We start from the raw sequence: 19,861 nt of genomic DNA, 5'->3' as shown, positions 1-19,861 counted from the left end.
TCCTAACTCCTGTTCTCTTTACTTTATGTTTGCTGTTGTATTTCCCTTATTTACTCATATACATAGAATCCACGTCCGGATTTGCGGCCTAGCCATCCCGCTTTTACATATTTGCGAAGCAACGGGCACGGACGATATTTGGAATCGCCAAATCCTTCATGAAGCACTTCCATGATATATAGACATGTATCCAAGCCGATAAAGTCGGCCAGTGTTAGAGGCCCCATCGGATGGTTCATACCAAGCTTCATTACTTCATCAATCGCTTCCGGTGTCGCCACGCCCTCATATACGCAGTAAATCGCTTCGTTAATCATCGGCATCAGTACGCGGTTGGATACAAAGCCCGGGAAATCATTAACTTCCACCGCTACTTTCTGCATCTTCTCAGATAGTTCGGCCACTATACGGTACGTCTCATCGGAAGTCGCCAAACCACGGATAACTTCTACTAGCTTCATAACCGGTACCGGGTTCATGAAGTGCATGCCAATCACTTTCTCTGGCCGTTTAGTTACCGCTGCAATTTCCGTAATGGGGAGCGAAGATGTATTACTTGCCAGAATGGCGTGCTCTGGCGCGATTTCATCCAGTTGCTTAAAAATCTCGGTTTTGATGTTCATATTTTCGACAACCGCTTCCACAACGAAATCAACATCTTTTGCATGGTTCAAATCAGTAGAAGGCTTAATACGCGCTAAGATCGCTTGCTTTTCTGCTTCTGTTTTACGTCCTTTCTCCACATCACGGGTCAGATTTTTTGTAATGACGCCAAGGCCACGGTTTACAAACTCTTCTTGAATGTCGTGCAGCACAACTTCCAGACCCGCCTGTGCTGCTACCTGAGCGATACCGCTTCCCATCTGACCTGCGCCGACAACCATAAATTTTTTGACTTCCATGCATCTCCACCCCTTTTTTAAATTCCTTCATAGTATGGTTAGATTTTGTTTTGAACCTCTCATGGCTAAAGCCACGAGATTCTTGACTAGCCCGCTCTACCGAGCAGAATTAGTACATGATGTACCCCAAGCTATCTCCGCAGTTCCTGCAATTATGCAGATAGTCGTCTTTTGCCTTCGGCAAGAATATTCAAACTTGCGTTTACATCGCGGTCATGGGAAGTATTGCATTCCGGGCATTCCCATTGTCGCAAGGTAAGATTTTTAACTTCTTTGTTTTGGTATCCGCAACATGAACAGATCTGAGAGGAAGCAAAGGTTTTGCCTATGGCAACAACAGTGCGACCATACCACTTTGCTTTGTATTCAAGCATCGTTCTGAATTGATACCAAGACACTTCACTAATCGCTTTGGCAAGTTTATGATCTTCATCATATTAGACACTTGCAAATCTTCAATCGCAATCATGTCGTGGTTTTTGACAATATGCGTTGGTTGAAATCTTTTGCAAGTAGTCTTCTCGAGCATTTGCAATACGTTCATGGATTCGGGCAACCTTCATCCGTTGCTTATTCCAATTTGAAGAACCTTTCACACGTCGGGAAAGAATGCGTTGAGCGCGTTTAAGTTTTTGTTCCATATTGCGCAGAAATTTCGGATTTTCAAACACTTCTCCTGTCGAAAGAACAGCAAATTCTTTGAGTCCAACATCAATTCCAACTTCGCTGTTTGTTTTCGGCAATGGTTGTACGTCTGTTTCTACTAACAACGAAACAAAAGCCCATTCATCTCATGACTGAAGTTACGAGTGTTCTCGGCTAAATCATAAAAAATTATTTGGCAGCCTGAACTTCCACCAGAATCGCGTCACCTTGCGCCGCGCCGGAACAAATTGCGGCAATGCCGAGACCGCCGCCGCGACGTCGCAATTCGTAAATCAACGTCATTAAGATACGGGCTCCGCTTGCACCAATCGGATGGCCAAACGCGATGGCTCCTCCGTTGACATTTACTTTTTCCGGGTCCCATCCAGCAATTTTCTGGCTTGTAAGCACAACGGCTGCAAACGCTTCATTCACTTCAAACAAATCGATCTGGTCAATTGTATAACCGGTTTTCTTAAGCAATTTATTAATCGCGAGGCCCGGCGTGGTCGCGATATACGGGGCTTCTTGTCCGACGGCCGCATGCCCAAGAATCGTCGCCAGCGGCTTAATACCAAGCTCTTTCGCTTTTTCGTCAGACATAACAACCATAGCGCCTGCTCCATCATTTACGCCTGGCGCATTGCCGGCCGTAATTGTACCGTCTTTTGTAAATACAGGAGGCAGATTCTGTAGTTGCTCAAGGCTCGTCTCACGCGGTGCTTCATCCTGCTCGACGATAACCGGATCGCCTTTGCGCTGAGGCACTTCCACCGGTACAATTTCCTCTTTCAGCCTGCCAGCTTTTATCGCCGCCGCCGCACGCTGCTGACTGCGGAGCGCCCACTTATCCTGTTCCTCGCGCGTAATTTTGTATTCTGCGGCTACATTGCTGCCGTGTACTGCCATATGCTTGCCATCGTACGCGTCGGTTAACCCATCCCTAAGCATCAAGTCCACCAGTTTGCCATCCCCCATGCGCATGCCCCAACGCGTGTTTGGCAAAGCATACGGTGCGTTGCTCATGCTCTCCATGCCGCCCGCAACGATAATGTCCGCATCTTGGGCACGAATGATCTGATCGGCTAACGTTACGCTGCGCAGGCCGGATGCACATACTTTGTTAATCGTCTCCGTCTGTACTTCCCAGGGCAATCCTGCCTTGCGCGCCGCCTGGCGAGAAGGGATTTGTCCTGCTCCTCCTTGCAGCACCATGCCCATGATAACTTCATCGACCATATCGGGAGAGATTCCAGCGCGTTTTACGGCCTCTTTAATCACAATGCCTCCAAGCTCAACCGCTTGCAGCGAGGAAAGGCTACCACCAAATTTACCAAATGGAGTCCGGGCCGCACTTACGATTACGGATTTTCTCATCTTGTTTTGCGCCTCCTTATATCTCTACGTATTGATACATTCATATGCTTTCGTGAAAACAAGTAAGAAGCAGAAAAATTTCCGGTATCCTAATTTGAGCGATTGCTCGGTCAGTTTGATCGCGGAAACGTACCCGGCAGTTCGACTGCCGGGTCTTTATTCCTTCTCCTTCCATCTTATCAATATTCACAAAAATTAAAAAGAGTAATTTATAATGATTTTTCTAAAATCTCTACCATATCCAAAGTTTGCACTTTGTCTTCCACTTCTTTCGCTTTCGTACCGTCAGATAACATCGTCAAGCAGTACGGACACGCACTTCCGATTGTAGTCGGATTTACCGCCAGCGCCTGTTCGGTACGCGCGATGTTAACGCGGGTGCCTTGATGCTCTTCCTGCCACATCATTCCGCCACCGGCACCGCAGCACATACTGTCACAGCCGGAACGTTCCATCTCCACGATCTCGACGCCAGGAATGGCTGATAGAATTTCGCGCGGTGCATCGTACACTTCGTTGTAGCGGCCCAGGTAACAGGAGTCGTGGTAGGTTATGCGTTCCTTGACTTCTTTGGTCGGCTTCAGGCGGCCGTCTTTGATCCATTTCGCCAACAGTTCGGTATGGTGGTACACTTCCACGCCTTCCAGACCGAATTCCGGATACTCGTTCTTGAATGTATTGTAGGCATGCGGGTCCATCGTAACGATTTTCTTCACGCCGTATTTCTGGAAGTTCGCGATATTTTCCATTGCCAGCTCCTGGAACAACAGCTCATTGCCGAGGCGGCGCGGCGTGTCGCCAGAGTTCTTCTCTTCATTGCCAAGAATCGCGAACTTGATGCCCGCTTTGTGCATCACACGCACAAAGGATTGCGTAAGTTTGATGCTCCGATTATCAAACGAACCCATCGAACCAACAAAGAATAAATATTCAAAGTCATCCGTTTCTTTGACGGTTGGCACCAGCTCTTCCATGCCTTCGCGCCATTTGATCCGATCCTTGCGGTTAATCCCCCATGGATTGCTCTGGCGCTCGATGTTGCTCAGCGCACGCTGCGCATCGGACGGCATGCGGCCTTCTGTCATCACAAGATAGCGGCGCATATCGATGATATGACCTACATGTTCGTTGGCGACCGGGCACTGGTCTTCACAGTTGCGGCACGTCGTACAAGCCCACAGTTCTTCTTCCGTGATCACATCCCCGATAAGCTGCACATCATAGTCGATTTTCAGTGCGGCCGTCCCTTCCGTCGTAGCGGCCACCTCACTGCTGGCTTGTCCGGCTCCGGCTTCACGCGCCTGCATCGCTAGCACGTTACCTTTCGACTCTTTAAACAACCCGGCCGGCATCCACGGTGTACGTCCCGTGATCGCCGCCCCTTTTTCCGTTAGGTGATCCCGCATTTTAGTGATTAGATCCATCGGTGACAGCGTCTTGCCCGTTCCTGCGGCTGGACACATGCTGGTGCATCGCCCGCACTCGACACAGGCATACAAGTCAATCAATTGCGTTCGCGTGAAATTCTCGATTCGTCCGACGCCGAACTCTTCCGCACCTTCTTCTTCCAGCTTCTCAAAGTCGATGGTGCTCAATCTTCCCGGCGGGCGTGTTTTGTCTTTCACCAGCCAGTTATACGGCGCAAATATCAGATGGGCGTGCTTGCCCTGTGGAATGTATACCAGGAAGAATAAGAGCGTAAGCAAATGAATCCACCAGAACACATAGAACGCCGCACCTGCTGCCGTCGAACCGATGCCTGCAAACAACACTGCAAGACTGGAAGCGATCGGTTGCGTCGAGCGGAAGCCGATCTCATCCGGATGTAACCAGATGATTTCCATTCCTTCGGAAAGCAACGTACTCACCATGAGAATCGTAATGAGCCAGACAACAAGGTTCGCTTTCCAACCTCGTTTTAAGCGCTTTAATTTCTCAACATTCCGACGATACCATGCATAAAAAATGGCGATAAGAATAGCCGTAACAACGACTTCCTGGAATAAAAGAAAATACGGATATGCCGAACCGAACGGCAGATGTGAACCCGGCTTTAGTCCTTTCCAAATTAAATCAATGGCTCCAAACTGCACAAGCAGAAAGCCGTAGAACAAGACAATATGCATCACACCGCTTTTGGAATCCTTTAACAGCTTCTTCTGTCCAAAAACGTTGACCCAAAACGCATTCAGGCTGCGTGTCGCGTCTTCGCGCAAGTCCGCCGGGCGGCCAAGCTTCATGTAGGTGATGCGGCTGTACACCAGGTGCGCAAACAAGTATACTGCATAACCTACGACCGCAAAAAACGCAATGAGGTTAACTAGCGACAATACATTCATTTGTTTCTCCTCTCCTTCGCCGAAATTATTCTGACTGTACGGAAAATTGTTTATTCTATCATAGCATGTTTCACTCAAATTATGAATGACTATTCAGTCAGAATATATTTCGCGAAAAATAAAAAATCCACTCCTTTAGTGAGTATTCTACCTCTTTTTATAAATTTCCGCTAGATAGAAAAATGTAATAAAACTGAAAAAAAGGTCGCTTTGCTACATAGAAAAAGCAACGCTTGGCACACGTCTCACGATTGTTTCCCCGTTTACTCATGAAAAGAAAGCATATGTCACGGGTGCTGATTAGGCAGTTTTTTACAAGTGAATAGTAGTACATGAAGTGGAGGTTTCTGAACGAGCCACCTCGATAGAACAGGCGATCAGCAGGTTGTCGCTGATCTCACAGACACGTGCCGTCTGCGAGGGAAATCATTCAGCAACACACCCTTACGGGCGTGGGTCGAAACAAACCATCTACTACTTCTCGCTTAGGCGATCCGTAGATACGTGGGTTTCTGAATTTCAAACGGCAAGGACTGAATCCGGTTTTCATACAACACTTTGGACAGTAGATTCGCCGCACCGTGAATGTCCCGATGTTGGGTATAGCCGCACCACGCACGTTCTTTTTCGCCCCGCAAACCGGACAGGTTTGCGATGTACTTGTATACACCAAAAGGTTTAGGGTAGGAGGGATTAGTTCCTGTCTTATCGAACCTCGCGGGTTTAGTCTTGGCGAGTTTTATTTTTATTCAATATATACCACTATGGATATATAAATTAGTTTAAGTAGCAGGGGAACTCCCTGTTTTTTTATTTAGCACGAGTATCTGCGTTTATTATGTTTGATTGGTAGTTGGGGTATCGCTAACTTTTTAATGAAAATATACGCTAAGATCATTTTGGCATGAAAGAAGCCTGTTTTTCCTACTCTAAGGCGTTGTCAATGCAATTTCGTATCAGTAAGGTACGGTTATAATGAGACAGTTAAGAAACGACGGTACGATAAGGGTTTGTTGCGTCCCATTTACTTGTCCTAAAAATATTATCATTCAAAAAAGATGAATTTGTTACCCGTCCATTATCACTGACTTCGTGATAAAATAACAAAAAAATTGAGGCGAGGGACGAAAAATGGAAAAATGTTGAAGAAAATTCTTTCTGAGTTACAGTCACTTAGAGAGGTCCAAAGCAGACTTGAAAAACGGATGGAAACACTTGAAGCTGGTCAAAATGATTTAAAAAATAATATAAGAAATAAAATAGATGGATTAGCAGAGAAGATTCTTGAAAAACTTGATCACACTCTACAAACTGTACACAAGGTTAAAATTTCCTGAAAGGCAAAAACCCGGATTTTAGCCGATTTGACCGAATTACGGTTTTTTGGTGTTGGTGAGTTTACTATATGACGATTATCGGACGTACATCCAAAAATAAGTGGACTGAACACTTGTCCATAACAAAGATAAAGGACGAGCATATGATAGAGGGAATCTACATGTTGGGGGGAAGTAAAGGAATGGGTACAAAAAAACCAAATATACAAAGGATACACAGTGTTTTTGAAAAAAACATATCTAAACAAGTAAAAATAAAAACCAAAGATAATCACAAATCTACAAAGGATATATTCAAAAAGTGGATGATGGACATGTTTATTTAGCTGTGCCTAAAACCAAAAAAGCAGCTGGTATGGTAAAAATAAACTCGTTTGGTCGTAGACACTTTGGATTTATTGCGATACCTCTAGCTCTCATTGCCGCTCTATTCCTGCTTTAATTCCATTAAGAAGACATCAATAAGAAACAGAACAATAGCACAAAAATAGTAAGCATAAAATAAATTTCTGAATAAAGGCAGTAACCTAACACTTGTCTGTACCCATCTACATAGTATGAAACGTAATTCAATCCATTGTACATGGGAGGGAATTGTATGAGTTTTTGTGGTGAGAGACGAGAAATTGGAGTTATTCTTGTTCTCTTTATCCTTTTAGTTATTATCGCATGTGCATGTGACTAATAGGTAGAGCAGAATTCCGTTGTTCGTCATGTAGCAGCAGAATTACCACGGATCACTTTTCGCTGTCCAAAAGTGATCCTTTAGTCGGGTAAGTCGGGGGCATCACTGCCCCTTTCTCCCCTCAGAACCATACGTGAGCCTTTCAACTTATATATACAACTCAAACCTTCTTTTTCCTTGTATCGTAAGACAACATTTTGCGATACAGCACGTTGTTTCGGGCGGAGATAGCCCTTGCGACTAGGCTAGCAACATATCGACTGAATCGACGTTGCACTGTATAAAAAGCGACTTTCTTGTCGCGCCATAATTGACATTATCGGACGTAAGAAGCTAAAATCCCGAAAAAAGTAATCAAAACGGAAGCTTACCCATATCATAAAGTAATGCAAAAATAGGATAGTCCCTCGTAGCGACCCTTATCTCCTTTGGATAAGGGTTTTTTAGATAACAGAGATTATTGGATGTATCCAGATTTATATTCCTTAATCCACCGTTTTACAATCAACGGTAACAAACTAATTCATTCGCAAGAAGCACAGGCCCAGTGTATTTTTTGCCTTTTTTATTTCTATTAGGTACCTTAAAATATCCCATCTGTTGTTTTCCATTCTTAATTCGAGTAATCACCCATATAGAGCTGCTCCTTTGGGGTCGGGAAATTTTTTGCATAACCCTCCATCCATCTATAAACATGTATCCTCTACTTTACTCCGTCAAAGTGTAAAAGAAAATACACAATAAGTGAAGATATACTCCTTCATTTATTGTGTATCGGTTACTGAATCACATGGCTTGTTATTGTTTTTGTTAGACGATTTTGATCGAATGTGTATCTCTTCACTGTACATACTACATGTAAGTTCATTTCTGTCTTTATCCGGTTTTCCAATTTCATTTACGATTTATATCCGCTATGATACGTTAAAGAATTTGCGTAAGCTGGAAATCCGCATAAAGGCAAGTAAGAATACTACCTCTTACTTGAACGGGCAGTTAGATGGCTGAACAGGCAGGTTTAACTGTTGAGTAGGGAAGTTAAACTGCTGTGCAGGTGCAGTTTGAGCATTATTACCAAATAATGATTGGAATAACTTTCCAAATCGTCCGCAGTTAGCGAATTTTGGTTGTTGTGCTACAGCGTTAGTAGCTGGGTTTTGGAATCCAGTTTTGAATGGGCAATTTGCTGCACTTGCACTTCCCACATCAAATGTTAGTAGGGATGCACCAAGAATAGTAACGGCTGCTAGTAACTTTTTCAATTTTCTTCACTCCTAAACTAAAAATTGTTGTTGCTAACTCCTATTCCACTTTAACATACATGAAACCGGAATTTGGCTGGTAAATATTTTTTCTGGCCTGGTAAATATTTTTTATTGAAAATTCAAACGAACGGAGAGAAACCAGATGATTGATTCACGTCAAAATGAAATTCAAGCCTTGCTTGCATTGATGAAAACAACAAAAGATATACGAGTGTATGGACGTTATCAAACCATCTATTTCTATTTACAAGGCTATTCTTAAAAAGAAATCGGATTAACCCCCATTACTTGGACACAAACAACCTTATTCATCCTTTTTCGTAAAATTCCTCGCTTATACTCGCACTCCTCTAATTACGAACTTACGTTCTGTTTGAAGCGCATAAAACTCTTGTGGAGCTAAATCGCAAATGCTCGAATGGATTCGTCTCTCGTTATAAAAGCGGATATCTGTTACAACTTGATACGCCTCTGCATAGGACATAAACTCATAACGTGCCAGACATTCATCTTCCAGGATGCGATGAAACGCTTCGATGTGCCCATTCATATTCGGTGTTCGTGGCGGAATACGCTCATGAACAATTCCAAACGTTTCACATGCTTGTGTAAAATGATGAGACGTAAACTGCGGGCCATTATCGGAACGAAGAACGTGAAGCGTATCTGTTCCAAATAATTGCCGTTTAAATAATGCCTGTTGTATCGTACGACTCGCATCCTTTGCCTCTCTTTGATCTGTTCATCGGACACTTTTGTGCCCTCCTGCTTTAGGGAATAGCCCGGTATGGCTCGTCCCTCACTTTTCACTGGTTCCACGTTCTGCCCTTTTCGTTTTCGATGGTAGTAATACGTGGAGCGTGGAATCCGGGCAAAACGCAAGACTAGCCGTTTTGGATAGCCCTGCTGAATATAGCGTTCCGCTACTTCAAGTTTTTCAGCAAGTGAGGGTTTTTCTTTTTTATCAAATCACGTAAAATCGCAAGTTCTAATGCTTGTTCGCCAAGTAACCGTTTAAGTTGTTCGTTTTCTTTCACAACTTCTTCGGCATCAAGGACCGGAACCATAGAGAAATCAATTTCTCCATGTTTTCCGCTCTCGAACTCTCGCTTCCAGCGCCCCACCATGTTAGCAGATAACTCATAACGGCGGGCAACGGCTGCTAAATTACCGGTCTCTTTCGCTTCTTTCACCACTTGTTTTTTGAAATCAATCGAATACTTTCTTCTTGTCATTGATGCCTTCCCCCTCTGTCACTATAAGTGTAATCAAAATACACCCTTAGTGTCCAACTTCTCTAGGGGGCTAAAGAGCTATTATGTGGCTCAGCTAGTTTTTTACTGTCTACGATGGTGTTGCAAAACTTATAATCGTTGAATGGTAAAGGGTAAATATAATCAATTATGCATAATCCTATAATTTGTAAAAATAGGTCTATGAATTAGGTGGAAAATATTTTAAATTGTTAATATATGTATATATTGGGCGATTCATGCATTATATGTAACTTATTTCCTTTACGTCCGACTCAAAAAAAGAAAGAGTGAAGACGAAGTGTTTGGATCGTTAAAAAATATATATGATATGTATAGGCTCGGAAAAAGTGTTGTGAACTCAAAAAGTTTTCAAAAATCACTCAACAGGGCGGAAAAAGAATATCAAAAGAGAAGGAAAAAGCAGGAGGAAAAATTAAAAAGAACAAAGGCTGGAAGAAGGCAATTAAAAGAAATAAAAGCTTATGAAAAAGCTACAAAACAATTGTGGAAAGGGTTCACTCAGTCCTTTCAGACCTTAGGTAAGGTATGCACTTCCGCTAGAAAACTCGCAACCAACCTATTGCCCATTGAACAGATTTACAAATTAAAGAAGATCATGAAGGCTGAGGTGATAAAGAAACAAAATTCCGCTATTAAAAAGTTGCAGAAGCCAAAATCCATTCAAAAACCAAAATCAGTCTCCCCATCACCTCCACCAAAGCGTAGTATGATGGATGATCTGGTAGTTGGATTAAAGAAGTTTGGAAGAGAGTTCAAACCTGCTTTTTCTCACGGAGCCAAAGAGCTTGCTACGCTTTCAAATTATAAACCCTTAACCAGGGAATTAGTTGGAAAAGAGAATTTTGACGCATTAACAGACAATAAATGGACGATGGATGATGTGAAAGCCGCAGGCGGAGCATTAGAAAATTTGTTTTTAGGAAGACTTAAGGTTGTCAAAAACATCAATAAAACGGTTAAAATTACAAAAAGATTGGATAAAGCGAAACAGCCATTACAACCGCCGAAGCCGAAACAATCCACTGGGAATGCAACTAAGGGGACGGGTAAATTTAGTAAGTATGATGTAGGATTATATAAAGAAATAAAAGGTGTACCGGGGTTAGATGCACATCATGTTGGACAAAAAGCAATTATGAAAAAATTCATTCGAAATTATGATCCAAATAATGCACCAGCAATATTAGTACCAAAAGCTGGACATACAAGAAAAGGTCCTAGGGGAATAGTTTCGAGAAGTTCAAAAGGAATTGAGAGTGTAAGACAATTATTAGCAAGAGATATAATGGAATTAAGAAGAGTATATCCAGACATTCCTAATTCTCAACTTCGAAAATTAATTGAATTAAATAAACAATTGTATCCAGAGATGAGAAGGAGATGAGATATATGAATAAAGAAGAGTTTGTTAAACTTTTACATCAGTCAATTATAAAAGAAAATCGTAATTTTTATCGAGATATATTCAATAATACTGATATTAATGAAGTTACAGACCCCTATTGGAAAGAAGCATTGATGTTTTATTCAGAACTATCAGATAAAAATAAAGAAATATTATTTAAAATAATCGAACAAGTAGAAGTGGATGCTGTATCTAATATTTTAGGGGTGTTAGATGGGGTAGTATCAATAGGAGAAGAGGATATTGAGTTTAAAGTGACAATTAACGATAATAATGAACCAATTAATGGAGATTTACAAGACCTATTTTTGGAGTATGATGAAGAGAATAGGTAACAAGTTTAGAGATACGATTTTGTATTTGCTAAAATACCATTTATAACTTTCTTTTAAAGTAATTTGTGAATTTGAGATACAATGTATCAGTGGAACAAAAAGAAGGCTTCTAATAAATTATATTACCTTGATTGGCTTTATGCCTTTCAAGGTTTTTATTTTAAAACTAACAGATGTATCAAATAATAAAGTGCAATTACGAGAAAATTTATATATCGTTTTTACCAACATTTTAATTCAGACTTCATAATGGTTCCGCCTACTATGAGTTTGGCTGTGATGCATGGTGAAACTATTAACAACACTAATACCCTTCGAGTATGCTTTAAAACACGAGAGAAAGCTTTCTCGTGGCGAGAAAGAGGGTATAAACTTTTAACTGACTGTGACAATAAAAAGCTGGCAAATTACTTTTGTATTGTATTTTCACTAGAGACAGTCGTATAATACTCGTCATTGTTAACAAGCGTTACATAAATTGTAATTTTCGTAACGGGGGGATGTAACATTGAATGTTGTCGGGTATATACGAGTCTCGACACAGGGGCAAGCAAAAGATGGATATAGCTTGAAATACCAAGAGGAGGAAATACAAGCGTATTGCGAAAAACATGGTTGGAATTTGATACATATATTTAGAGATGAAGGAATCAGCGGGGCAAAAATGAATGAAGAAGCGTTGGAAGTGGACAGGGTGGGCTTACAAGAGATGTTAGCCCACCTTTTTGCTTTCCAAATTAAGTATGTCGTGGTGTTAAACACAAGTCGGTTGTGGCGCTCTGACATGGTGAGAGTGTTGATTCATCGAGAGTTACAGAAGTATGGGGTGGATATTAAAAGTATTGAACAGCCAAATTACAGTATCTACAAAAAAGACCCAAGTGATGTATTAGTCAATGGACTAATGGAGTTATTAGACCAATATCAGCGATTGGAAATTGCTTTAAAACTAAAGAAAGGTCGGCATAAAAAAGCAAAAGAAGGAGGATATGCCGGAGGAAGAGCGACTTTTGGTTATAGGAAGTTAAGGGGAGAAAAAGAGTTAAGAGTCGACGAGGATAAAGCCAAAGCCGTACAACGAGTGTTTGAGTTAAGAGAGCAACATCCTACATGGTCTTTTACTCGAATTGCTGATGTGTTAAACAAGGAAGGGCATTTGACGACACAAGGTAAGCCCTTTACCAAAGTACAAGTGAAACGGATTTTAGACCGAAAGGACTTTTATAAAGGGATGTATACCTATGGATGCATACAGGCGAAAGGGAAACACCAAGCCATTCTTTAAAGCGGTCACTTAAAAAATACATGAAATTTCTTATATATCCGTATAGATGATACATCCATGGACAGGCTGATGTACCAATGCGCACCAGAAGGTGAACGCTCGAACTAAGGTTGCCGCCATGGGAGTCATCATCAAACTCAATGGATTGGGGGAGGATGTATGCATCACAAACAACGGCATATTTACGTGGGGATTGATTTACATAAACACCATCATACGGCGGTTATCATCAACTGTTGGCATGAAAGATTAGGAGAGATTCAATTTGAAAATAAGCCCGCGGCTTTTACGGATTTTTTCATCAAGGTTCATCAATTAGTACCTGAGAATATGACACTGGTCTTCGGTTTAGAGGACGTTGGTGGATACGGACGAGCATTGGCAACGTTTTTAGTCGATCATGGGCAAATGGTAAAAGAAGTGAATCCCGCTTTGTCTTATGCCGAACGTAATAGTTATCCTACGATGCAAAAAAGCGATAGCTGGGATGCGGAATGTGTAGCGAGAGTTCTTGTAAACAAACTAGATTTTTTGCCGGATGCAGAGCCAAAGGATGTATATTGGTCTATTAAACAGCTAGTCACAAGAAGAAACGCCCTTGTGAAAGCCCAAGAGGCGCTGAAAAACCAGCTTCATGTACAATTAAGCCATCATTACCCCAGCTATAAGAAATTTTTTGCGGAAGTAGACGGAAAAACAGCATTAGCATTTTGGGAAAGATATCCGTCACCATCGTGTTTAGAGGGAGTAAGGATAGATGAGCTTACTGCTTTTTTACAAGCTGTTAGCCACAACACTTGTTCAAGAAAGAAAGCAAAAGAAATACTAGAACTTGTGAAAACAGATGGAACGACCACCAAACAATACCAAGAAACACGGGATTTCCTCGTGCAAAGCATGGTGAGAGATTTGCGCTTTAAAAAGCAGGAAATGGCATTGGTCGAAGGAGAACTAAGAAAATTAATGAAATTACTCGATTACCAACTGGAGACAATGCCGGGGATTGATGTAGTGACAGCATCCGCCTTGGTTGCCGAGATTGGAGATATTCAGCGTTTTCCAAATGCCAATAAACTTGCTCGTTATGCGGGAATTGCGCCTGTGCATTTTGGCTCTGGAGGAAAAGGAAAAGACCACAAAAGCAAACAAGGCAATCGAACGTTACATGCGTTATTTTATCAATTAGCGATACAACAAATACAAGTGGCAAAAGAAAGTAAAAAGCCAAGAAATCCTGTATTTTATGAATACTACCAACGCAAGCGAAAGGAAGGCAAAACAAAAGGACAAGCGTTGGTTTGTATCATGAGAAGGCTGGTAAATATTATTTATGGCATGATGAAGAATAAGACCGCTTATATCATGCCTGACATACCTAACAGCAAAGTAAGTTGATATAATGAGTGGTAGTTACTGAACTGCCACTTTTTTTATAAAGTACATGTTTAGAACTTCCTAAGGGTAAAGGAAATCCTACACATAATGCTGCTCAATACCAAAAATTAAAGGAACAACTAGCTTTAGATGAAATACAAAGTGTTGTAAATACAACTAAACATGGAGCAGAGAGGTTAATAGAAAGAGGATTTACACCAAAAGATATAAGTGACTTAAAACTTAGACCTGATATTATTAAAACTCAATCAGATGGTGCACAAGTATTTATAAAGCAGGTTAATGGCAAGTATAATGTTATTGTTGAAGGAGAGAATGGTGTAATTACTTCATTAAAAAACATTAGTGAAAAAGCACTAAATAGACTATCAGACAACTATGGTTGGAGGTGATTTTATGGAGAAAAACTCGTATCAGTGTTGTTTTTGTGATGAACAAATTATTTCAGATGTTACTGAATTAGTTGTAGTTGCAAATTGGGACAAAGATAAAAGTATCCAACAAGAACAACAGATGTTCTGTCATATGGAATGTCTTAAAAAAGCAGTATCAAGTAAATTTCCTCTATATATCGCTGATTTAGTGGATTAAGAGGCATATTTTATCCTAGGAAGAAACAGTAGAAAATCTTCCTAGGATTTTTGTTTTTAAGGGGGTGGAGTGCCGAATAAAACGCTTGTTATTGAGAGAATAGACATAACGGTCGTAAGCCCTATATAATATTTTCACGAATTTTAAAGGACGTACAACAACTGTAAAATGTATGCCCTATTTAATGTAATGTACCTTTTAAAAATAATCACAAAATCATTAGTTACCACCATTTCTATTCTTCAAAACCCTACCTTCGATTTCTCCCTGCCTTTAAATTTTTTCGCAACTTTTACGTACATAAAACGATTACTAGAACAAGAGGACTACTCCACCTCGATTAACTCCTGAATGTCGATGTCTAACACTTTGCATACCGTTTCTATTGTTGATAGATCGGATTAACCCCCATTACTTGGACACAAACAACCTTATTCATCCTTTTTCGTAAAATTCCTCGCTTATACTCGCACTCCTCTAATTACGAACTTACGTTCTGTTTGAAGCGCATAAAACTCTTGTGGAGCTAAATCGCAAATGCTCGAATGGATTCGTCTCTCGTTATAAAAGCGGATATCTGTTACAACTTGATACGCCTCTGCATAGGACATAAACTCATAACGTGCCAGACATTCATCTTCCAGGATGCGATGAAACGCTTCGATGTGCCCATTCATATTCGGTGTTCGTGGCGGAATACGCTCATGAACAATTCCAAACGTTTCACATGCTTGTGTAAAATGATGAGACGTAAACTGCGGGCCATTATCGGAACGAAGAACGTGAAGCGTATCTGTTCCAAATAATTGCCGTTTAAATAATGCCTGTTGTATCGTACGACTCGCATCCTTTGCCTCTCTTTGATCTGTTCATCGGACACTTTTGTGCCCTCCTGCTTTAGGGAATAGCCCGGTATGGCTCGTCCCTCACTTTTCACTGGTTCCACGTTCTGCCCTTTTCGTTTTCGATGGTAGTAATACGTGGAGCGTGGAATCCGGGCAAAACGCAAGACTAGCCGTTTTGGATAGCCCTGCTGAATATAGCGTTCCGCTACTTCAAGTTTTTCAGCAAGTGAGGGTTTTTCTTTTTTATCAAATCACGTAAAATCGCAAGTTCTAATGCTTGTTCGCCAAGTAACCGTTTAAGTTGTTCGTTTTCTTTCACAACTTCTTCGGCATCAAGGACCGGAACCATAGAGAAATCAATTTCTCCATGTTTTCCGCTCTCGAACTCTCGCTTCCAGCGCCCCACCATGTTAGCAGATAACTCATAACGGCGGGCAACGGCTGCTAAATTACCGGTCTCTTTCGCTTCTTTCACCACTTGTTTTTTGAAATCAATCGAATACTTTCTTCTTGTCATTGATGTCTTCCCCCTCTGTCACTATAAGTGTAATCAAAATACACCCTTAGTGTCCAACTTCTCTAGAGGGCTAAAGAGAGATGGACTGATTAAAAAATATGATAGTTTAGATTTTATTGGTTCATACAGAAATAAATCAGAAGATAATTATACAGTCTTTGCTCTTGCGTATAAGGGAAAACAAATTTTCCGTTTGGATGCAAAATATTTGAATCACCCAACAGATGGTAAATCAATCTGGTTCCATTATCATATTGCACCGAATATGAGCACGCATAACGATCTTGGTAAAGTTTCTATTCCTTCCTTTCCAGGATGGCCTTTTTAAATCAATAATATAGGAAAAATGGTAGAATCATAGTATAAGTGCTATGATTCTATTTTCGGTTTACATGGAGAGGAGGCATATCAAAAATTATGAATAATGAACACCAACCCATTTTTTACTATCCTAGTCACTTTACAAATTTTCAGGATCAACAAGTACTTACTATTGATTTTGGGTATAAGCAAGGTAACCTAGTATCGGATGAAAAAACTATAAATAAACTAGTAACTATTATGGAAAGGATTTTTAATGAAAACAGCTATATTTTTGTAATTTCTTGCCTAGATAAGGATATGGTTACAATACGTGAGGATTTATCTCATTTTGACTTGCTGAACCACGTAAATTCTATTGAACCTTATGGTCATATTCATACTCTTCAATATAGGATTCCTAAAGAAAGACTCTGGGAATTTCTTCAATATACTTGGAAAGGAGAATATGAGTACGATATTTGGTTATACTCACCAAAAGAAGAAGTATCCTTTGATTTAGCAAAGTTCTATCCCACGAATCAATCTTGTTTATCAGAAACAATTATATTATTAAAAAAGCTCGATTATATACTAGTTAGGGATATGGATGGTTTATACGTTCATATATTATTTTCTAAAGATAAGAAGGATTCCTTTATTTCTAGAATTTCCGATTTACATAGTATAACCAATGAGTATTAGTATTATATTTTGATTCGAATGTTCACCTTGATAAATAGGTACTACAACTTTTACTCATGTATTTATTGTAGTCAAAAAAACTTTCTCGCGACGAGTGTTAAAAACCGACACTTCCGACACTTTTTACTTGTCTAGATTACAGCATGATAAACTAAGGACAACCGAATAAATCAAATAGCCGCTTCCCTTTGGATGCGGCTTTTTTATTGGGAGGGAAAATGCGTTGATAAATGCAGTCGGGATGCAGACGCATAAACAAGAAAGGAATGATTGCCATGAAGTAGTAAGAGGTCAATATATTGTGTTTACACGGTGTTGGAGTACCTAAACAAAAATTCCTGTTCTGCTTTCAAATGTTTAGTATGTGACTTGATACATTTGCATAAAGCGCAACCGAGATACGTGTAAAAGGGGTAGAGGTAGCATTCGTCCATTTTGGGGCCATGCGTGAAAAAGAAATAGCACCAGCAAAACGCAGATTTACCACGTTAAGGCCGACAGAAGCTACTAACGAGGACTAGCGTGGTAAATTAGCGTTTTACTAAGGAGATGGCCCCAAAATCAATAGATGCTACTTCTACCCCTAAAAATATGTTAAAGCCGATGATAAAATCCCCAATATAGCCGGAATAAAATTCCCCAACCTACAATAAGAACCATAGACATCTGAGAGGAGCTATGGTTCATGATTACGAGAGGGGAATTTTTTATGATCAAGGAGTTATACCGGAAAGGAATGTCTATCTCTGACATTGCCCGGCAGTTGGGGATTGATCGAAAAACAGTTCGTAAGTATCTTGGGGAAAACTCCCCGCCTTTGAAAAAGAAACGAACGAGCCGAGGAAGTAAACTAGACCGCTATAAAGACTACTTGCATAAACGCATGATAGAAGATGGTGTGTTTAACAGCGAGAAACTGTATGGAGAAATCCAGAGCCTTGGTTATACAGGGGGAAGAACGATCCTGAAAGACTACATCAAGCCCTTTCGGGATACGCATAGAGCGAAGTATACCGTACGGTATGAAACGTTGCCTGGAGAACAGATGCAGGTAGACTGGAAAGAAATTGGCACCGTGATCCTACATGGCGAACCAGTCAAGCTGACAATGTTCGTTGCCGTATTAGGATACTCCAGAATGAAGTATGCAGAAGTGACAACGTCTCAAGACCAGGAGCACTTGATGCAGTGTCTCATTCATAGTTTCAAGTATTTTGGCGGTGTTCCGCAACATATCTTGTTTGACAACATGAAGACTGTGACAGATGGACGGGAACAAGGTGTGGTGAAGTGGAATGAACGATTTGCGGAGTTTGCCTCTTACTACTCCTTCACTCCGAAGGCTTGTAAGCCCTACAGGGCTCAAACAAAGGGCAAAGTAGAGCGAGCCATTCAGTACATTATAAATTCATTCTATGTAGGGACATCTTACGATTCGGTAGAGGATCTGAACCAACAGCTTCTTCGATGGCTGGATCGCGTTGGAAACCGCAAGAAAAACGATACGACAGGGGTTTCTCCGCAAGAGCGTTGGGCAGAAGAAAAGCTTCAGCCGATTCTCCAGAAAGCGGACTATGACACAAGTTATCGTTCCTATCGCAAGACGCATTTCGACGGGACGTTCTCCTATCGTGGCGTGAAATGGATTGTGGATCCAGAGTACTCACAAAAAGAGATACTGGTCAAAGAGTCCCTAGATGGACAAGTGACAGCCTACTATCAAGGAGTGCGCATCTCGTGCAAACAGCTTCACGAGAACGTGATTTTCCTTCCGCAAAAGCAAAATGAGAAACAGGACATTGGAGTTGGCCGCTCTCAACCCGCTTCTCATTTTGAGGTACATACTCGTTCGCTTTCTGAATATGACGAGCTCACCGGAGGTGAGATGTCATGATGGAGAAAATCGAAGAGTACTGTCAAAGATTAAATTTACCGACCATATGCGATATGTGGTCGGAAGCAGCAGAACAAGCTGCCAAGAATAATGTACCATACTCTGCGTTTTTATTCAGCCTTCTAGAAGCAGAAATTGCGCAGAAGCATCAACGTACAACGGAAACGTTACTCAAGTTGGCGAAACTACCGTTTCGCAAAACGTTGGACGAGTTTGACTTCTCTGTGCAGACTTCTGTAGATGAACGGCGTATTCGAGAATTGATGACCCTTTCATTCTTGAAACACAAAGAGAACCTCATCTTTCTTGGTCCTCCCGGCATTGGGAAAACACATCTTGCCGTTTCCATCGCTCTTGAGGCAATTGGACAAGGGCATAAGGTATATTTCATTACAGCACAGGAGCTAATCTCCCAGTTACGAAAAGCGGACCAAGAAGGAAAGTTGGAGAAAAAGCTTCGCACATTCGTAAAGCCAAGTTTACTCATTGTGGATGAGATGGGTTATATGCATCTAGAGCACGGAAGTGCCCACTATCTTTTTCAAGTCATCTCTCGCCGCTATGAACGTGGTTCTATCATCATGACCTCCAACAAGTCATTTGGTGAATGGGGAGAAGTATTGGGAGATCCAGTTATTGCGACAGCGATGTTGGATCGACTTCTGCATCATTCTCGTATCTTTAACATGAAAGGTGAAAGCTACAGATTACGGGAAAAGAAGGCTGCATCACGAAAACAGAAGGGTTCGTGAGGAGCCCTTC

General features: G+C 41.2%; 22 protein-coding genes and 1 pseudogene. 11 read left to right on the top strand and 12 right to left on the bottom strand.

The window, feature by feature from the left end; translation table 11 throughout:
- Positions 1-50: 50 nt before the first annotated feature.
- From ACH33_RS01280 to ACH33_RS19785, 5 genes and pseudogenes are all read right to left on the bottom strand, one after another.
- Complete coding sequence (locus tag ACH33_RS01280) at positions 51-902, bottom strand: 3-hydroxybutyryl-CoA dehydrogenase (protein WP_057897368.1); 852 nt, start codon at positions 900-902, stop codon at positions 51-53.
- 152 nt (positions 903-1,054) lie between these two features.
- Positions 1,055-1,672, bottom strand: a pseudogene (locus ACH33_RS18990) (RNA-guided endonuclease TnpB family protein).
- A 64-nt stretch (positions 1,673-1,736) separates the two neighbouring features.
- Complete coding sequence (locus ACH33_RS01270; RefSeq protein ID WP_057897367.1) at positions 1,737-2,924, bottom strand: acetyl-CoA C-acetyltransferase; 1,188 nt, start codon at positions 2,922-2,924, stop codon at positions 1,737-1,739.
- A 209-nt stretch (positions 2,925-3,133) separates the two neighbouring features.
- Positions 3,134-5,263: a (Fe-S)-binding protein gene (locus ACH33_RS01265; protein ID WP_057897366.1), complete on the bottom strand. Its 2,130-nt coding sequence runs from the start codon at positions 5,261-5,263 to the stop codon at positions 3,134-3,136.
- Positions 5,264-5,748: 485 nt separating this feature from the next.
- Positions 5,749-5,901 (bottom strand): hypothetical protein, encoded by a 153-nt coding sequence (locus ACH33_RS19785; RefSeq protein WP_175493646.1) that lies wholly within the window; start codon positions 5,899-5,901, stop codon positions 5,749-5,751.
- 501 nt (positions 5,902-6,402) lie between these two features.
- Here ACH33_RS19785 and ACH33_RS01260 point away from each other — a divergent pair.
- On the top strand, positions 6,403-6,600 hold the full coding sequence (locus tag ACH33_RS01260; protein ID WP_057897365.1) for a hypothetical protein: 198 nt from the start codon (positions 6,403-6,405) through the stop codon (positions 6,598-6,600).
- A gap of 68 nt (positions 6,601-6,668) precedes the next feature.
- Positions 6,669-6,926: a hypothetical protein gene (locus ACH33_RS01255; RefSeq protein WP_057897364.1), complete on the top strand. Its 258-nt coding sequence runs from the start codon at positions 6,669-6,671 to the stop codon at positions 6,924-6,926.
- A gap of 1,339 nt (positions 6,927-8,265) precedes the next feature.
- On the opposite strand, the gene ACH33_RS01250 is transcribed toward ACH33_RS01255, so the two are convergent.
- From ACH33_RS01250 to ACH33_RS01240, 4 genes are all read right to left on the bottom strand, one after another.
- On the bottom strand, positions 8,266-8,547 hold the full coding sequence (locus ACH33_RS01250) for a hypothetical protein (RefSeq protein ID WP_057897363.1): 282 nt from the start codon (positions 8,545-8,547) through the stop codon (positions 8,266-8,268).
- A gap of 337 nt (positions 8,548-8,884) precedes the next feature.
- Entirely contained in the window at positions 8,885-9,100 is a 216-nt protein-coding gene (locus ACH33_RS19955) for an integrase core domain-containing protein (protein ID WP_220559197.1), read from the bottom strand.
- Positions 9,097-9,303: a hypothetical protein gene (locus ACH33_RS19950; RefSeq protein ID WP_057897359.1), complete on the bottom strand. Its 207-nt coding sequence runs from the start codon at positions 9,301-9,303 to the stop codon at positions 9,097-9,099. Before ACH33_RS19950 ends, ACH33_RS19955 begins: the two co-directional genes overlap by 4 nt.
- A gap of 170 nt (positions 9,304-9,473) precedes the next feature.
- Positions 9,474-9,785, bottom strand: coding sequence for a transposase (locus tag ACH33_RS01240; RefSeq protein ID WP_057897358.1), 312 nt, complete (start codon positions 9,783-9,785; stop codon positions 9,474-9,476).
- A 319-nt stretch (positions 9,786-10,104) separates the two neighbouring features.
- Between ACH33_RS01240 and ACH33_RS19945 the strand changes: the two genes are divergently transcribed.
- From ACH33_RS19945 to ACH33_RS01215, 5 genes are all read left to right on the top strand, one after another.
- On the top strand, positions 10,105-11,211 hold the full coding sequence (locus tag ACH33_RS19945; RefSeq protein WP_236781939.1) for a hypothetical protein: 1,107 nt from the start codon (positions 10,105-10,107) through the stop codon (positions 11,209-11,211).
- A gap of 5 nt (positions 11,212-11,216) precedes the next feature.
- Positions 11,217-11,567: a transposase gene (locus tag ACH33_RS01230; RefSeq protein WP_006324125.1), complete on the top strand. Its 351-nt coding sequence runs from the start codon at positions 11,217-11,219 to the stop codon at positions 11,565-11,567.
- Between the two features lie 508 nt (positions 11,568-12,075).
- Positions 12,076-12,852 carry a recombinase family protein gene (locus ACH33_RS01225; protein ID WP_057897362.1) on the top strand — a complete coding sequence of 259 codons (777 nt, stop codon included), beginning with the start codon at positions 12,076-12,078 and terminating at the stop codon, positions 12,850-12,852.
- A gap of 159 nt (positions 12,853-13,011) precedes the next feature.
- On the top strand, positions 13,012-14,247 hold the full coding sequence (locus ACH33_RS01220) for an IS110 family RNA-guided transposase (RefSeq protein ID WP_057897361.1): 1,236 nt from the start codon (positions 13,012-13,014) through the stop codon (positions 14,245-14,247).
- Positions 14,248-14,643: 396 nt separating this feature from the next.
- Positions 14,644-14,838, top strand: a complete 195-nt coding sequence (locus tag ACH33_RS01215; protein WP_057897360.1) for a hypothetical protein — start codon at positions 14,644-14,646, stop codon at positions 14,836-14,838.
- A gap of 461 nt (positions 14,839-15,299) precedes the next feature.
- On the opposite strand, the gene ACH33_RS19940 is transcribed toward ACH33_RS01215, so the two are convergent.
- From ACH33_RS19940 to ACH33_RS01205, 3 genes are all read right to left on the bottom strand, one after another.
- Positions 15,300-15,515 (bottom strand): integrase core domain-containing protein, encoded by a 216-nt coding sequence (locus tag ACH33_RS19940; RefSeq protein WP_220559197.1) that lies wholly within the window; start codon positions 15,513-15,515, stop codon positions 15,300-15,302.
- Complete coding sequence (locus ACH33_RS19935; RefSeq protein ID WP_057897359.1) at positions 15,512-15,718, bottom strand: hypothetical protein; 207 nt, start codon at positions 15,716-15,718, stop codon at positions 15,512-15,514. Before ACH33_RS19935 ends, ACH33_RS19940 begins: the two co-directional genes overlap by 4 nt.
- Positions 15,719-15,888: 170 nt before the next feature.
- Positions 15,889-16,200, bottom strand: coding sequence for a transposase (locus tag ACH33_RS01205; protein ID WP_057897358.1), 312 nt, complete (start codon positions 16,198-16,200; stop codon positions 15,889-15,891).
- 49 nt (positions 16,201-16,249) lie between these two features.
- Between ACH33_RS01205 and ACH33_RS18980 the strand changes: the two genes are divergently transcribed.
- The 4 genes from ACH33_RS18980 (at position 16,250) to istB (ending at position 19,851) form a co-directional block, all read left to right on the top strand.
- Entirely contained in the window at positions 16,250-16,528 is a 279-nt protein-coding gene (locus ACH33_RS18980) for a hypothetical protein (protein ID WP_139184971.1), read from the top strand.
- A gap of 89 nt (positions 16,529-16,617) precedes the next feature.
- Positions 16,618-17,205 (top strand): hypothetical protein, encoded by a 588-nt coding sequence (locus ACH33_RS01200; RefSeq protein WP_057897357.1) that lies wholly within the window; start codon positions 16,618-16,620, stop codon positions 17,203-17,205.
- 685 nt (positions 17,206-17,890) lie between these two features.
- The gene (gene istA / locus ACH33_RS01195) at positions 17,891-19,099 is read left to right on the top strand and encodes an IS21 family transposase (RefSeq protein WP_057897356.1); all 1,209 of its coding nucleotides are present in this window, start codon (positions 17,891-17,893) and stop codon (positions 19,097-19,099) included.
- On the top strand, positions 19,096-19,851 hold the full coding sequence (istB, locus tag ACH33_RS01190; RefSeq protein WP_057897355.1) for an IS21-like element helper ATPase IstB: 756 nt from the start codon (positions 19,096-19,098) through the stop codon (positions 19,849-19,851). Before istA ends, istB begins: the two co-directional genes overlap by 4 nt.
- Positions 19,852-19,861 lie beyond the last annotated feature (10 nt).

This window comes from Aneurinibacillus sp. XH2, from assembly GCF_001439585.2.
Lineage (GTDB): Bacteria > Bacillota > Bacilli > Aneurinibacillales > Aneurinibacillaceae > Aneurinibacillus > Aneurinibacillus thermoaerophilus.
The sequence above is the reverse complement of the archived record's forward strand: the minus strand, read 5'-3'. Positions and strand labels throughout refer to the sequence as shown.